Source organism: Deinococcus aestuarii (genome assembly GCF_018863415.1).
GTDB lineage: Bacteria > Deinococcota > Deinococci > Deinococcales > Deinococcaceae > Deinococcus > Deinococcus aestuarii.
In genome coordinates this window covers 137,907-152,162 of record NZ_JAHKSN010000002.1, presented here as the reverse complement: position 1 = coordinate 152,162, position 14,256 = coordinate 137,907, and the positions used below count along the sequence as shown (strand labels likewise).

The following is a 14,256-nucleotide window of genomic DNA, read 5'->3' as shown; positions in this document are numbered from 1 at the left end:
GGTAACATACACTACGTTGGTAGCAGATCAAGACCAGGGCCTTATGCAGATATAAGCCAAGAGTTTATGTGAGAACACCTGGGGCCACGATGGGACCCACACAAGGGGTATCTGGCCCGGAGCGAGGGCCGGGTTGGGTCGCGGCGACGCCGTCGCTGGTGAGCACCCCTTGACCTCAACGCTCACCGGCAGAGAGTCGGCGCGCAAAACCACCGACTGCCATGCTGGAGCCATGAAAAAACGAACGATGCTCGCCCTCTTGGCTTGCCTGCCTCAGGCGGGGGCGGCGAAAGTCGACATGGCCTCCCTGCCGGCATATGTCCGTCCCCTGAATGGAGTATCCCTGTGTATGGAACCCATGGTCTTCTTCTCGGAAGATGACGTCATAGCCTATCCAGACCGAGATCTGATCACCAAGAAGATCGAGGAGAAGTTTGCTGCCTATCGACTCAGTCCCGTCTGTGACCCTTTTCCTTCAGGTCAAATCGGCTGGACAAAGGTTATCATCGACATTGGAAAAGGGGTTGACAACATGAGACCCTTCGTCGTTCGGATCGAAGTTCAGTCGCTCGACTTAAGGCGCAGCGACAATAAGCAATTGACCTACTTCACTGTGTACAGCAACTTTAACTATGGGGTCGTGCGAGCCTTCACCACGGAGTTCTGGAAAGAACGGATTCTGGGGGCGGCCGACGATGTCATCACCACCTTCGCGGCGGACTTCGCCAAGGCAAACCCCTGAGACAGCTGGGCCTGAGAGCCTCTGGCAAGGGCAAAAGGGTGGGGCGACGCGCTGACCGGCGCGTCGCCCTCTTTTTCCTTGGCTCCCGGCGGCTCAGCTCTCAAGTCCCCTCGTCAGCCGCGGGTGGCCCGGGTCGACCCCGGCGGCCAGCGCCGCCGCCTGCTCGAGCAGGAACGGGCGCAGCGCGGGGAGCTTCTCGTCCAGGAACCGCCCGTACAGCTCACCAGCGGACGCTGTGCGCTTTTCCCGCTCCCGCATCGCCGGCGCGCCGCGCCAGTCCCCGCCGGTGATCTGCTCCCAGACGAAGGCCGCCGAGTGCTGGTGCCGCGCGGCCGCCTTTCCGGGGTTGACGAAGCTGCCCGCGAGGCTGAGCTCCCGGGCGGTGACGGCAACCGCCCGCAGGTCCCGCAGGGCTTCCCGGCGCGCGCGGTAGTTGGCCCGGGCAGGCTGGGCCTCCAGGCGCGCGGCGAGCCCATGCAGCGCCCGCGCGAACGCCTCCTCGGTCTGGGCGCTGCTCAGGACCCCCATCGCCTTGTTGCAGGCCCCGCAGGCGTAGGTGGCAGGCAGCTCGAGCGCCGCGCAGGCCGCCTCCCAGGGCAGCAGCGCCGACAGCCGCACCAGGGCGAGGCTGCAGACCGCCCGGCTCGTCCTCTCCCCCAGGTCGGAGTCCTCGAAGAGCGGCGCGAAGTGCGCCCGGAACTCGTCCTCCCACAGCAGCGCCGGGACGTCGTCGACCGTGAAGTCGTACGCGCGGCGCGCGGGCGCGTAGGGGGACAGCAGGCCCAGCCGGTGGTCAAAGCCCGCGCGCCCCGACAGCACCGCGTGAAAGGCGTCCAGCAGCGGGCCCTGAAAGTTGAAGTCTTTGGCGACCATCCGCAGGTGGCCCTGCCCGCGGGCGCGCAACCGCTCCACCAGGGGGCGCAGCCGCTCGGCGAGTTCGGGGACGTTCAGGGTGCCCGGCTGCGCCGGCGTGAGCGCCTCGGCGGCCCAGGGCAGCAGCGCCGCCATCAGCGCCGCGCTGGTCGGGGTCGCCCCGTAGAAGCGCATCAGGGGGCCGCTGCGCCCCCCCTGCGGGCGGCGCTCGCTCTGGCGCTGCGCGAGCCGGTGCTGCCGCTCCTCGACGTGGCGACCGAAGGCGTCGAGGACCTTGGGCGGCAGCGGCCCGAGGTCCCCGGGTTCGGCCACGTACAGCAGCAACGCGCAGAGGCTGCGCAGCGCCTGGAAGAAGGCCAGCGCGGGCAACCCGGAGACCGGGTCGTGCCGGGCCTCCAGCGCCGCGTCGAGCCGCGCCTGGGTCTTCAGCAGCCGCGGCGCGCGCCGCAGGCTGAGCCCGGGCACCGCCGTGAGGTCCTGGCCGCAGAAGCGGGCGCCGCGGCCGACGCCCGCCTCCCCGGTGGCGGGCGGGTTCATGCAGAAGCCCGGCTGGCGCTTCTGCGTGGCGTAGGCTGGCCCACCCCCGTACTCCTCGCGCAGGTTTCCCGCGCGCCGCCCGCAGCGCGGGCAGGTGTCCCGCAGCAGCGCCCCGTGGCGCACGCAGGCGAAGGAGAAGGGCAGCCGCCAAGCCAGCCGCCAGGCCTGGTCCTCGGCGAGGCAGGCCGGGCAGTAGTGCGAGCCCACCAGGTACGCCCACTCCCGCAGCCCGACGCGCCGCGCGCTGTCGGGATCGTCCGGGTCGAGTCCGCGGAAGTCCACCGCGACCCCGTCGAAGTGGGTAAGAAGCATCGCCCGCAGGCGCTCCTCGGGCAGCCGCAGCGTGAACGCCGCATTTCGGAGCTGCTGCGCGCTGAGCGAAACGCCGGTGTGGGCGCGGGCCTCCGCGCCCCGCTCGCTCTCCTGCAGCCCGAGGCGGTAGAGCAGGACCGTGAGCGCGACCGGCAGGGGCAGTTGGGCGACGATGCGGTCGAGGTAGCTCGGGAAACCTTCGCCCTCGATGGGCGGGAGGCGCAGCGGCAGGGGAATCAGGGGCAGCGAGAGCAGCGGGCCGGTCATCGTGTCCTCCCGGACGTTCTGGACTTCCTGGGCTTTTTGGCGGGCTCGGGCTGATCAGGGATTTCCGAGGCGCGGTCGAGCCGGATGCCCGCCAGCAGGGGCTCGGTGAGGGTCTCCAGCCCGGTGTCCACGCTCACCCGGGTGGCCTTGCGGGCCAGGTTCATCAGGGGGCCGATGTACCCCTTTGTCCTGTCATACAGGTAGTCGCTCAGCCCGTCCGTCAGGGTGCCGGGGTGCAGGCCAGCGAGCACCAGGGTCCGCTCGAGGTCGGCCAGAACGCCCGTCCAGGCGGCACCGTCCCGGGTCATCGGGGTGATCGCCTTGTAGATGAGGCGGCCGCCGAGCTGGCTCTTGCGGGCCCCATCGGGTCCCCGGCCCTCGGCCAGCAGGCCGGAGCCCTCACAGTCGATGCCGGTGAAGATGAGCGTGCAGCGGCTTTTCTCCGTGATCTCCTTGAGATGGTCGTTCGCGAGCCGTCCGGCATCGGTGTACATGTTGATGAAATGCGCGTCGTCCACGCACAGCAGTTGCGTTTGATGGAGGGCGATCGCCTCGAGTACCGCCGCCGTGATGTCCCCGCGGGTGATGCCCTTGGTGTTGGTGGGCAGGGGAAAGTTGAAAAAGCGCGCGAGGCCCAGGCTGAGATCTTTGGGTGTGGCCCCGGCGCTCATGCCGAGGTAGGCCACCGGGATCACCAGGTGCTGCTGCGCGGGATCCTCGGCGGGGTACCGCTCGGTGAATTCCAACTCGAACCGCCTGGCCAGCCACTTGAGGATGGTCGTTTTGCCGAGCGTCCTCGGGCCGTCCAGCAGGCCGCCGGGCGGGGTGCCGTCGTCCCCGTCGATGTTTTTCCAGAGCTGCAGCAGCATCTGGTTGTGAAAATCCTGCAGGTCGGGGGTGGCGATGGGCGGGAAGTTCGCGTGGTAGAGGTGCCGGGCCCGGTTGAACTCCTGCCGCTGGGCCTCACTCCAGCCACGCCAGGTCTCCCGGTTCGGCATCACGGGGCGCGGGGGGACCGGGCGGTTCACAAACCGCCGCCAGCCCTGGACGTCGAGGATGCGGTCCCGGTCGCGGTAGCCCCGCAGGGCGACGGGGCCGGTGGGCCGTTCGAGCTGGGGCATGATCACTCCTCCTGGTCCCAGTAGGACGTGGTTCCCCGGGCAAACACGTTGGCGACGTTCGGCTCGAGGTCATCGACGGTGCCGAAGCCCTCCTCGTCGACCTGCACCGCCAGCGGCCGCTCGGGGAGCCTGGGCGTGGGGGTCAGCACTTCCATGCCGCGGGTCGCGGCGTCGCTGGCGTCCAGCCGCAGCTGGTCCTCGTAGGCCTGCTCCCTCGCGTGCAGGGCCCGAACCTCCTGGCGGCGCTGCTCGGCGTTCTCGGCGACGCTGGCGCGCCCCTCGGAGAGCAGCTCGTCGAGGGCCTGGGACATCTCCTCGCGTTTGTGGGGGTTGCCCCCCGTCCGGATGAGGGTGCGGCGCGCGACCTCGAGGTGAACGTTGCTGAAGGGAGCGTCGGCGTGGCGGGCGTCGCGCCGGGTGAGCCGGATCCAGCCTTTGTCCGGGTGCTGGAAGTGCAGGTAGCGCAGGTCCCGCTTGTCGACTTGGAAGGGCCAGCGGCCGCCCTTCACGCTGTAGGGGCAGTCCTGGTTGCGCAGCGCCACGAGTTCCGGGGCGTCGTAGAGGATGCCGTAGTAGTCGACGCCGTAGGCGTGGATCTTGCGCCACTGGGTCTCGAGCAACCCCTGGTACAGGTTGGGGTCGGTGGGCACGTACAGGTAGCCCGAGGCGCTGATCCCCGCCCGGAAGGTTTCCAGCGGGGTCGCGTGCGCGCCGGGCACGTCGTGGGCCTGAAGTTCGGAATGGGCGCGGACGTGGTAGACCCGCGCGAGCCAGAGGTGGAACTCGTTTTCCAGCTCATGGCGAAAGTAGTAGGCCTCCTCCTCGGGGTTGCGCCCCTTGTTGAGGGCGTTGTTGCCGGTGTAGCCCGGCAGGTAGACGCAGAAGCCGTCGCGGGCGGTCTCGAAAAACCTTTCGACATGGGCTTTGTCGTTGCCGGTGTACGGGCGGGCGATGATCAGGCTGATCCCGAGGCGCTCGCAGGCACTCGCGAACACCTTGCTGATGAAAATCCTGCCATTGTCGATGACCAGATTGTCGGGCTGCGCGAAGGGGATCGCCTTGAGGCGCGTGCCCTCCGGCAAGTCGTGAATCACGACGATGAGCTCTTCAGGGAGGCCGATGTAGGGCAACAGCGCCGTCTCGGGCCACTCCGGCGGGGCGGGCTTGGGGGCGATCAGGTCGTAGAGCAGGAAGGTGATGTCGATGCCCTTGGGGTCGTTCTCGAAAAACCGCGCGGCGAGGATGCAGCGGGAATAAACATCGATGGCGACGACCAGCCTGTGGCGGATGCGGCGGCCGGTGATGCTGTCGAACCCCCGCACGTCGTAGGTGCTCGCGTCGATAACGACGTACTCGCCGACGCGGGTGGGCGTCAGCATCTGGTACATCCGCTGCGGCCGCCCCGCGATCGACCGCCGCAACTTGGCGGACTTGTAGGTGTACTGGTTGCGGCTCAGCGCGTCGAGGAGCCGCGCCAGGCTGGAGTAGGACGGCAGTTCGCCCTGGAAGAGCAGGTTCCCCTCAGCGAGGAGCGCCTTCACTTCATCGCGAACGTCCTCGATGTGCTTCTTCTTCGTCACCGTGGAAGCGTCCCCGGCTTTTCCGACGACCTTGCGGGCCGCCTCGACCACGGGCGTGGGGTTCCGGCCGAACGGCAGGGTGCCGCGCAGCTTGCGGGCGTCGACCAGCGCCATCAGGCCGCGGCGCCCGTACTCGTCGCGCTGGAAGCGCAGGGTCCTTGGGGTCACCTTGACCCCCGCGGAGGTGAGTTCCTTCGCCTTGGCCTCGAAGCGCTGGGTCTGTGTGGTGGTCGCGGGGTCGTACTCGGGGCGCGGCTCGTGGGGTTCCGCCTGGTCGGGGAAGCCACTGCGGTATCCGGTCACCGCCTCACGCAGGTGGGCCAGGCGCCGCAGGGCCTCGTCCTGCAACTTCTGATCGAGGGAGGTGAAGACGATGTCCAGGGGGTGCTCGGGGGCGCGCGGCGCGTTCTCCTTGCGGGCCTCGACGAGACGCCGCACCAAGGGCAGGTCCACGAACTGGTGGAAGGCCATTGTCTCGGTCTGCCCGGAGACGTGCTGGAGGCGGACCTCCACGCCGTCGAGGTGGGTGACCTGCCAGGCGACGCCGCGGTGCTCCACGCGCATGCCGATGGAGAGCCGGGTGGCGGCGGGGGTGCCGGCCATGGTTCAGCTCTCCCTGGCCGGGTGGACCAGCGTCGCGTTGCTCAGCGGCCGGGTGAGGTCGGCCTGCAGGTCCTGCCGCCACAGCAGGTGAAACACGACCGGCCGCGCGAGCGCCTCGGGGCTCACCCGCCCGCAGAGGTCCCCCAGCCGGGTGGGGCCGTCGCAGGCGCGCAGCAGGCGCGGGGCGAGGTCGTCGAAGGCGTAAGGGGGGAACCGGTAGCCGCCCAGGAACCTGAGGTTGAGGTTCTGGGCGGTGGGAGCCTCCGACCAGGTCTGGTAGGCCCACCCGAGGGCATCCGCCAGGGCGCGCGCCGCGCTGAAGGCCCGGTGCGCCTTCAGGGTGTTCAGATAGGCGGTGGTGCGCACGTTGAGCAGCAGGTGGCGCTCGGGGCGGCGGTCGACGAGAAAGTCGGGGTAGTGGCCAAACTTTTTCCCCTCGACGCGGAACTTGAGCAGCAGCGGCTGGGCGGCGACGTGGGTGGCGGCGCGCCCGTGGTCGAGGAAGCGCAGCGCGTCCTGCTCCAGGCGGCTCTCGAACAGCACGTGCTCCCCGGTGCCGGCGAACAGGTAGCGCCCCCCGAGGTGCGGCTGCCCCTTGTAGCTGCGCGGCACCCGCACGGGGGCCAGCGCGTCCACCGGGACGCTGTGCAGGTCGGTGATGGGTGCGTCTTCCACCAGGACGCCCGTGTGGGTGAGGTAGGTGACGCCCAGCAGGTCAACCATGTTCACCCCTCCTGGGCGCCGCGCGGGGCGAGTCGGGGGTGACGCGGGAGCGCTCCGGGCCACCCGCCCTCAGCAGGAAGGGCGACGGGCCGGTGCCGGCGCGCCGCGGGGGGCGCTTCCGGCAACACCGGCCCGTCGCTGCACCGGGGTGCAACGCGGTAGATTGGCATTCGGTTTCCCCTTTCGGAGGCCGAGGGAGTGCCGAGTCTGCGCCGCAAACGAGCCTCGGCACTCTGTATTGCCACCTGACAAGTGGCAGCCTCCGAAACGAGAGTACGTCCGCGCCGCTCCGGGCACAAGAGGGGAAAGGAGAGCCCCCGCGGGAGGGCGGGATTACCTCAAACATTGAAAGGGTGAGAGGCACCTGGCCCGGTCGCCTCAGGGCGTTGCTGGGCCGCAGCCTGGCAAACGCCGCCCAACCTGCCCTCAGCTGGGCCGCGATGTTTAAACATCGTGGCCCAGCGGGTTGTTCCGGATGTCCTAAGAAAACATGAAGACCGGCGGGTTCCCGCCTTTGGCCTGGGGCGTACGCTCACCACAAGCCAGGACGGGACCCCACCACTCCGACAGGTGGACGGTACACGGCCCTGGGGCTGGGAGGCAAGGCAGCAGGTGTGGCAGCGCCTCCGCAGTTCCCGCGGCCCCGCTTCCCGGGTCCGGTGCCCTGGCCGGGAGGTGGGCCATGGCGCTGCCGGATACCGGGTAAAGGGCGCTCTCACTCAGGCCGCCCCGCTCTGGCGGGGCGGAGAGCTCTCGTTTCGCGTCCTGCTGCGGCAGGACCGGGAGAGGAGCACCCGGGTGAAGAGCCGGTTGGAGATTGGGCAGGTGCCCCTGAACTTCGGGATGAGCCTGGGGTCGGGGCAGGGGGACCCGGCGCAGTTCCTGGTGGAACTGGCCGAGCTGTGGCGGTGGCTGGGCGAGGGCCGGGTCACGACGGGCGCGCCGGGCGTCGGCGCGCAGGACACCGCGCGGCTGATGGTCGAGGTCTGGGAGGGGATGCTGGCGAAGTGGCGGCGCGACTTCGGGCTGAGCCCGGAAGCGGCGCGGCAGCTGCTGGCTGGGCTGCAGGGTGCCGCGCGCGCCGAAGAGGAGTGGCCGCGGGCGGCGCCGCCGGAGCAGGGCAGCGGGCTGGCGGATAAGCCACAGCGCCTGGACTTCGGGTGGGCTGAGGTGGTGGCGGCCGCGACGCTGGACGCGGTTCGGTACAGCGCCCGGGAGCAGGGCGAGCCCAGGCCTCACACGCACGAGACGCTGGCGTACCTCTGGCTGGTGGGATGCCGCGATCTGGGCCTGCAGTTCGTGGGGACGCGGGACCTGCGGCTGCGGGAGACATACTTCGGGCCGGCGTGCGCGGAGGGGCTGATGTCCGAGGCGCGCTGGCTAAAAGCACGAGGGTCGGTGAACAAGCCGTTCAAGAACCTGGTCGACCGTCACCCCGACAGGGTGGTGAAGATCGAGGTTCCCGGGGTGACCGTTCCGGGCGAGATCGGTGCGTTCGGGCTGACGCGGGGCGGTTACGAGGCCGCGCGGCGCGAGTTGCAGCAAGTCGGCCTTCAGGAGCGGGCGCTGCAGCGCATGAGCGACACGCTGCGGGCCGCCCCGCTGCCCCTCCGCTGCCCGGAAGCGTGGCAGCGCGACCCTGATGAAGTGCTGGCAAGGAGGGCAGGCACATGGACGTCCACCTGAGGCTGAGGAAGTGGGGCGGCGGGCGCGGCACCCTGTGGCCCAAGGCGGTGCTGGATCAACTGGGGATGCAGCCCGGCGACGCGCTGGGGGGTGAGCTGCAGGAAGGGCAGGTGGTGCTCCGGCGAATTCCCCGCTACCAGCTGAAGGACCTGGTGAAGGGGCTGGAGCCGGAAAAGCAGCACGACGTGGCGGCAGTGGTACCTGAACCCGAAGACGGGGAGGAGGAATGAAGCGCGCGGCGCTCGCCCGGGGGGACCTGGTGGAAGTCGGGGGCGCGGCTGGGGGGCCGGGCGCTCGGGCGCTGGTGCTCACGCCGGAGCCCTACAACGCCCGCAGCGGTCATGTGCTGGTGGCTCCTGTCAGCGGCGAGCCCCGTGGGAACCACTTTGAGGTGGCCCTGGGGGCCCAGGAGGTGGCGCTGGCCGACTGCGTGTACCCCGTGAGGGTGGACCGGCTGCGTGGGGTGGGCCGCGTGCCAGCGATGGCGTTGCAGGAGGTGCTCGCGAAGCTGGAAGCGCTGCTGCTGCATCGTTAGGGGCTGGGGAAGGGGCGCGGCCGGATCAGCCGCGCCCCTGCATGTTCCTGAGGCTCAGGCAGCGGCTGGGAGGCAAGGCGGTGGTGCTGAATGCGGAAAGGCTCGCCTCCTGGGCGAGCCTTTCTCGTTCTCGAGGTGGATATACAGCGGCGCGCGAAAAGGTCAGGTTCGAGAAGAAGACTGGCAATATGCAGTGCACATTGGCAAACTTGCTGGAACCGCGCTGAAACGCTAGTTTCAAGAGAAGACGAATCAAGATAGTTTGCCAGTTTTTGAAACCTTTTCTTGAGGGTCGGTGCTTTCTGGCGGCTGACACGCAAAAAGGAAAAGGAGCGCCATTTGGCGCTCCTTTTCCTGCTGGCAATGAATGCTGATTTTTGGCAATCTATCTCGTATTCCTAATGTCATTTGCTGAGCTGGCCGATGATGCTGAACATCGGGAGGAACATGCCCGCCACGATGGTTCCCACGATGCCGCCCAGGAAGACGATCATCAGGGGCTCGATGGCGGCGGTGAGGCTGTCGACCGCCTCGTCCACCTCGCGGTCGTAGAAATCGCCGACCTTGGCGAGCATGTCGTCGAGCGAGCCGGTCTCCTCGCCGATGGCGACCATGCTGACGACCATCGGCGGAAAGACCTTGCTCGTCGCCAGGCTCGCGCTCATCGGGTCGCCGACCATCACGACGTTCTTGGCATTCTCGATGGTGTCTTCCACGATGGCGTTGCCCGCCGTGCCCTTGGTGATCTCCAGGCTCTCGATGATGTTCACGCCGGAGCTGATCAGCAGCCCGAAGGTGCGCGCGAAGGAGCTGATCGCGCTCTTTTGCAGCAGGCCGCCGAAGACGGGCAGCCGCAGCTTGAGGCGGTCGATCACCACCCGGCCCCCCGGCGTCTTGTAATACCAGCGGTAGGCGAACACGAAGACGGCGATGAAGACGAAGATCAGCAGCCCGGAGTTTTTCAGGAAGTCCGAGACCGCCATCAGCACCTTGGTGATCAGCGGCAGCGGCGCGTTGAGCTGCGCGAGAATGCCCGCGAACTGCGGCACGATGGTGGTCAGCAAGAAATACGTGATCCCGATGGCGAAGACGAGCACGACCACCGGGTACGTCAGCGCGCTCTTGAGCTTGCCGCGCAGGGCGAGTTCCTTTTCCTGAAAAGCCGCGATGCGCTCCAGGATGCTGTCGAGCGTCCCGCTCGTCTCGCCCGCGCGCACGAGGTTGATGTACAGCCGGTTGAAGACCTTGGGATGCTTGACGAGCGCCTCGCTCAGCGGCGTGCCGCTCTCCACGTCGGCGCGCAGGCTCTTGATGATGTTCTGGAGGGCCTTGCTCTCGATCTGGCGTTGCAGGATGGCGAGCGACTGCACGAGCGGCACGCCCGCGTTGATCAGGGTGGCGAGCTGCTTGCTGAAGACGGCCACCTGCTTGAGGTTGGGTGGGCGGTCGCCCAGACCGGGAATCTTGAGGTCGGCGTTCAGGCCGGTCTTGGGCGCCTTGATCTCGACGATCAGGAGGTTTTTCGCCCGCAGGGCGTCGCGGACCTGTGCCTGGGTCTCGGCCTCCATCTGGGACTTCAGGACCTTCCCGGAACGGTCCCGGACGCGGTATTCGTAGACCGGCATGGGCGCGAGTATAGTCAGGGCCGTCTTGCGCCCGCCTTACAGCACGGGCGGGCCGGGAAAGGTTGAGGCAGCGTGACGGAGGACTCGGTGATGGGCGGCTCGGTGACGGCGGACTGGACCCCCGAGGTCGAACGGGCCGCGCGGGTCATCCTGGCGGGCGGGGTGGTGGGCTACCCCACCGAGACCGTCTGGGGGCTGGCCGTGCATCCCGGCCAGGTGGAGCGCCTGTATGCCCTCAAGGATCGAGACGCCGCCAAACCCGTGCAGGTCTCATGTGTGGATGCCCGGACGGCGCGTCCCCTGACCCTCGGCGGCGCGGCCTTCGGTGCCCTGGCGGCCCTCTGGCCCGGCCCCCTCACGCTGGTGCTTCCCGCGAGTCCTGCCTGCCCGCCTGACCTCGCGCCGGGGGGCTGGGTGGGGGTGCGGGTGCCCGACCACCCGGTGGCCCTCGCCCTGCTGCGGGCGTGCGGGGGCACCCTCGCCACGACCAGCCTCAACCCCAGCGGAGGGGAGGCCGCGCGGACTTTCGGGCAGGCCCAGGAGTATGGGCTGGCGGACCTCTTGTTGCCGGAGGGGGGTGTCCCCGCCTCGGGCCGGGCGAGCAGCGTCGTCCGGGTGTGGCCGGGGGGCGGGGAGGTCGAGGTGCTGCGCGAGGGGGCCGTGCCCGCCTCCCTGATCCGGGAGCGGCTCAGGGCCTGCGGGGTGGGCGCTTGACGTCTGCCGAGCCCCCCGCCGCCCACGCCCTGATCGGCGCCGCGCTGCTCGCCGCCGGGCGGCCCGTCACCCGCCGCGAGGTCGCCGAGCTGCTCGGCCTGCCCGAGGAGGCCGCCGAGCGGGCGGTGCGGGCCTTCGGGGAGGCGGTGGAGCGGGCGGGCCTGGGCTTCCTGGTGGAGGCGGTCGCGGGGGGTTACCGGCTGGTTGTGCCGCCGGGGCTGGCGGGAAGGCTCGCGCCCATCCTCGCGCCGCCGCCGCTGCCCCCTCTCAGCCCCGCCGCGCTGGAGGTGCTCGCGGTGATCGCCTACCGCCAGCCCATCACGCGGGCTGAGATCGAGGCGATGCGCGGCGGCAGCGCGGGCACGGTCCTCACCCTCCAGGAGCGCGAACTCGTGAAGGTCGTGGGCCGCAGCCCCGCCGTGGGCCAGCCGCTGCTGTACGGCACGACCGAGAAGTTCCTGCTGGAGTTCGGCCTCGGCAGCCTGCACGACCTCCCGCCGCTCGACGGGGCCGACTTCTCCCACCTCCTGCGCGGGTGAGGGCCCGGCGACCCCCCCCCCATCAGGCCGATTGTGTGTTCCCGGCTACCGTGAGAGAACAGGGCGATTCTGGAAGGGGCACGGGCCCTTCCACCCGCCCATGACCCAGCCCTCGGCCAACCTCGAAACCTTCGACTTTCTGGGACTGCTCGCGCTCCTCGCCGGGCAGGGGCGCACGGGCGCGCTGCGGGTGGAGCGCCCCGACGGGACCTTCCAGGCGTGGCTGGAGGAGGGGAGGTTGCGCCACCTGAGTTTCGGGGGGCAGCAGGGCGCCGCCGCGCTCGTGCGGCTGCTGCGCGATCCTCGGGGCCGCTTCGGGTTCGACGAGGGATTGCGCCACCCCGCCCCCGGCCCCGGCCTGAGCGTGGATGAGGTCGCGCTGGAGGCCCTGCGCGAGCTGCCCCCCCCCGAGCTGCCCTTCGGCGGCCCCGCCCGCGTGACCTCGCCCGGGCGCCTGGCGGGCCTGCGCTGGACGCTTCAGGAGCAGCGGCTGTTGGGACAGATCGAGCAGGGCCGTCCCCTGTCGGAGGTCGCGGTGGACCCGGCCGCCCGGGGCCTGGTCGCCTCTCTCGTGCGGCTGGGGCTGCTCGCCCGCCGGGAGGTGCGGGTCGCGCGGCTGACCGTCACCGTGACGCGGGAGGTGACGGGTGTGGCCGTGCTCGACGGCGTGATCTGGGAGCGCTGGCGCGACGATCTGGGGCGCCACTTCGCCCAGGTGGCGGTGCGGGGGCCCGGGGGCGCGGTCGCCACCCTGCCCGTGCGCGGGGGGGTGAGTCTCGGCGCCCAACTGCTCGTGCCGCCCGAACTGCTCCTGCGAGCCGGGTGGCGGGCGGGGGAGAGCGTGCTCGTGCGGCCCGTGTAAGGGCGGTGAGGCCCCCGGTCATCTGACGTGCGCCCGCCTGCGTCCTCCGGCCTCGCGGCTAGACTAGGCCCCATGCCCGACGCCCCCCCCACCGCCGCCGACCTCGCCCGCGCCGTGCAGGCGCGCGAAACCACCCCGCAGGCCCTCCTCGAGGCCGCCCGCGCCCGCGCCGAGGCGGCCCGCGATCTCAACGCCCTGATCAGCCTGAACGACCGGGCGGATGAGCAGGCCGGGCGGGTCCAGGCCCGGCTGGAGGCGGGGGAGACCCTGCCCCTGGCGGGCGTCCCGGTCGTCGTGAAGGACAACCTCAACGTGACGGGCACCCGCACGACCTGCGGCAGCCGCATCCTGGCGACCTACGTCTCGCCCTACGACGCGACCGCCGTGGAGCGCCTGAGCAATGCTGGGGCCGTGATCGTCGGCAAGGCGAACATGGACGAGTTCGCGATGGGGTCGAGCAACGAGAGCAGCGCGTGGGGACCCGTCCTCAACCCCTGGGACCCGGCGCGGGTGCCCGGCGGCAGCAGCGGGGGGAGCGCGGTGGCCGTCGCCGCGAACGTTACGCCCGTCAGCCTCGGCAGCGATACCGGGGGCAGCGTGCGCCAGCCCGCCGCCTTCACGGGGGTGTACGGCCTCAAGCCCACCTACGGGCGGGTGAGCCGCTACGGCCTCGTCGCCTTCGCCAGCAGCCTCGACCAGATCGGCCCCTTCGCGCGCACGGCCCAGGACCTTGCCCTGATCATGAACGTCATCGCCGGGCACGACCCGCGCGACGCGACGAGCCTCGACGCGCCCCCCGCCTTCCGCGCGGGCACCCCGGACGAGTTGCGGGGGCTGCGGGTCGGCGTCGTCCGCGAGAGCCTGAACGGCAACACGCCGGGGGTGGAGGCGGTGCTGGCGGAGACGCTGGCCGCCCTGCGGGATGCAGGCGCGACCGTCACCGAGGTGAGCGTCCCCTCCGTCCGGCACGCCATCGCCGCCTACTACCTGATCGCCACCCCCGAGGCCAGCTCCAACCTCGCCCGCTACGACGGCATGGTGTACGGCGAGCGCGTCCCGGCTCCCGACGTGGTGACCAGCATGACCCGGGCGCGCGAGCAGGGCTTCGGGCGCGAGGTCAAACGCCGCATCCTGCTGGGCACCTACGCGCTTTCCAGCGGGTACTACGACGCCTACTACTCCAAGGCGATGAAGGTCCGGCGCCTGATCGCGCAGGACTTCGCCCAGGCGCTGGCGGACGTGGACGTGCTCGTGACCCCGACCAGCCCCTTCCCCGCCTTCCGCCGCGGCGCGAGGACGAGCGACCCCCTTGCCATGTACGCCGCCGACGTGGACACGGTGGCGGTCAACCTCGCGGGACTCCCGGCCCTGAGCGTGCCCGCCGGGTTCGAGACGGTGGACGGGGTGCGGCTGCCGGTCGGCATCCAGTTCATCGCGCCCGCGCTCAGGGACGAACGGCTCATCACGCTGGCGGGCGGGCTGGAGGGCGTGGGGGCGGTACGGGCGGAGGTGGCGCCGGGGTACGGGGGCTGAGGCC

Annotated in this window: 13 protein-coding genes; 8 read left to right on the top strand and 5 right to left on the bottom strand. The window is 70.3% G+C overall.

Annotated elements, in window-relative coordinates; translation table 11 throughout:
- Window positions 1–169 precede the first annotated feature (169 nt).
- Entirely contained in the window at window positions 170–742 is a 573-nt protein-coding gene (locus tag IC605_RS03810) for a hypothetical protein (protein WP_216319259.1), read from the top strand.
- Between the two features lie 93 nt (window positions 743–835).
- On the opposite strand, the gene IC605_RS03805 is transcribed toward IC605_RS03810, so the two are convergent.
- Genes IC605_RS03805 through IC605_RS03790 form a run of 4 tightly spaced genes read right to left on the bottom strand, consistent with a single transcriptional unit; the run spans window position 836 to window position 6,758 of the window.
- The gene (locus IC605_RS03805; RefSeq protein WP_216319257.1) at window positions 836–2,731 is read right to left on the bottom strand and encodes a TniQ family protein; all 1,896 of its coding nucleotides are present in this window, start codon (window positions 2,729–2,731) and stop codon (window positions 836–838) included.
- Window positions 2,728–3,852 (bottom strand): AAA family ATPase, encoded by a 1,125-nt coding sequence (locus IC605_RS03800; protein WP_216319253.1) that lies wholly within the window; start codon window positions 3,850–3,852, stop codon window positions 2,728–2,730. The genes IC605_RS03805 and IC605_RS03800 overlap by 4 nt, the downstream gene beginning before the upstream one ends.
- Window positions 3,853–3,854: 2 nt before the next feature.
- Window positions 3,855–6,035: a DDE-type integrase/transposase/recombinase gene (locus tag IC605_RS03795; protein WP_216319250.1), complete on the bottom strand. Its 2,181-nt coding sequence runs from the start codon at window positions 6,033–6,035 to the stop codon at window positions 3,855–3,857.
- Between the two features lie 3 nt (window positions 6,036–6,038).
- Entirely contained in the window at window positions 6,039–6,758 is a 720-nt protein-coding gene (locus IC605_RS03790) for a TnsA-like heteromeric transposase endonuclease subunit (RefSeq protein ID WP_216319247.1), read from the bottom strand.
- A gap of 798 nt (window positions 6,759–7,556) precedes the next feature.
- Between IC605_RS03790 and IC605_RS03785 the strand changes: the two genes are divergently transcribed.
- The 3 genes from IC605_RS03785 to IC605_RS03775 are packed head-to-tail and all read left to right on the top strand — an operon-like array spanning window position 7,557 to window position 8,979.
- Entirely contained in the window at window positions 7,557–8,444 is an 888-nt protein-coding gene (locus IC605_RS03785; RefSeq protein ID WP_216319244.1) for a hypothetical protein, read from the top strand.
- Window positions 8,429–8,674, top strand: a complete 246-nt coding sequence (locus tag IC605_RS03780; protein ID WP_216319241.1) for an AbrB/MazE/SpoVT family DNA-binding domain-containing protein — start codon at window positions 8,429–8,431, stop codon at window positions 8,672–8,674. Before IC605_RS03785 ends, IC605_RS03780 begins: the two co-directional genes overlap by 16 nt.
- The gene (locus tag IC605_RS03775) at window positions 8,671–8,979 is read left to right on the top strand and encodes a type II toxin-antitoxin system PemK/MazF family toxin (RefSeq protein WP_216319238.1); all 309 of its coding nucleotides are present in this window, start codon (window positions 8,671–8,673) and stop codon (window positions 8,977–8,979) included. The genes IC605_RS03780 and IC605_RS03775 overlap by 4 nt, the downstream gene beginning before the upstream one ends.
- Window positions 8,980–9,383: 404 nt before the next feature.
- On the opposite strand, the gene pilC is transcribed toward IC605_RS03775, so the two are convergent.
- Complete coding sequence (pilC, locus tag IC605_RS03770) at window positions 9,384–10,604, bottom strand: type IV pilus assembly protein PilC (RefSeq protein WP_216319235.1); 1,221 nt, start codon at window positions 10,602–10,604, stop codon at window positions 9,384–9,386.
- Window positions 10,605–10,676: 72 nt separating this feature from the next.
- Here pilC and IC605_RS03765 point away from each other — a divergent pair, with 72 nt between their 5' ends.
- From IC605_RS03765 to gatA, 4 genes are all read left to right on the top strand, one after another.
- Window positions 10,677–11,318: an L-threonylcarbamoyladenylate synthase gene (locus IC605_RS03765; protein WP_343216492.1), complete on the top strand. Its 642-nt coding sequence runs from the start codon at window positions 10,677–10,679 to the stop codon at window positions 11,316–11,318.
- Window positions 11,315–11,857 carry an SMC-Scp complex subunit ScpB gene (scpB, locus tag IC605_RS03760; RefSeq protein WP_216319231.1) on the top strand — a complete coding sequence of 181 codons (543 nt, stop codon included), beginning with the start codon at window positions 11,315–11,317 and terminating at the stop codon, window positions 11,855–11,857. Before IC605_RS03765 ends, scpB begins: the two co-directional genes overlap by 4 nt.
- 100 nt (window positions 11,858–11,957) lie before the next feature.
- The gene (locus IC605_RS03755) at window positions 11,958–12,719 is read left to right on the top strand and encodes a DUF4388 domain-containing protein (RefSeq protein ID WP_216319228.1); all 762 of its coding nucleotides are present in this window, start codon (window positions 11,958–11,960) and stop codon (window positions 12,717–12,719) included.
- A gap of 72 nt (window positions 12,720–12,791) precedes the next feature.
- On the top strand, window positions 12,792–14,252 hold the full coding sequence (gatA, locus tag IC605_RS03750) for an Asp-tRNA(Asn)/Glu-tRNA(Gln) amidotransferase subunit GatA (RefSeq protein WP_216319225.1): 1,461 nt from the start codon (window positions 12,792–12,794) through the stop codon (window positions 14,250–14,252).
- Window positions 14,253–14,256 lie beyond the last annotated feature (4 nt).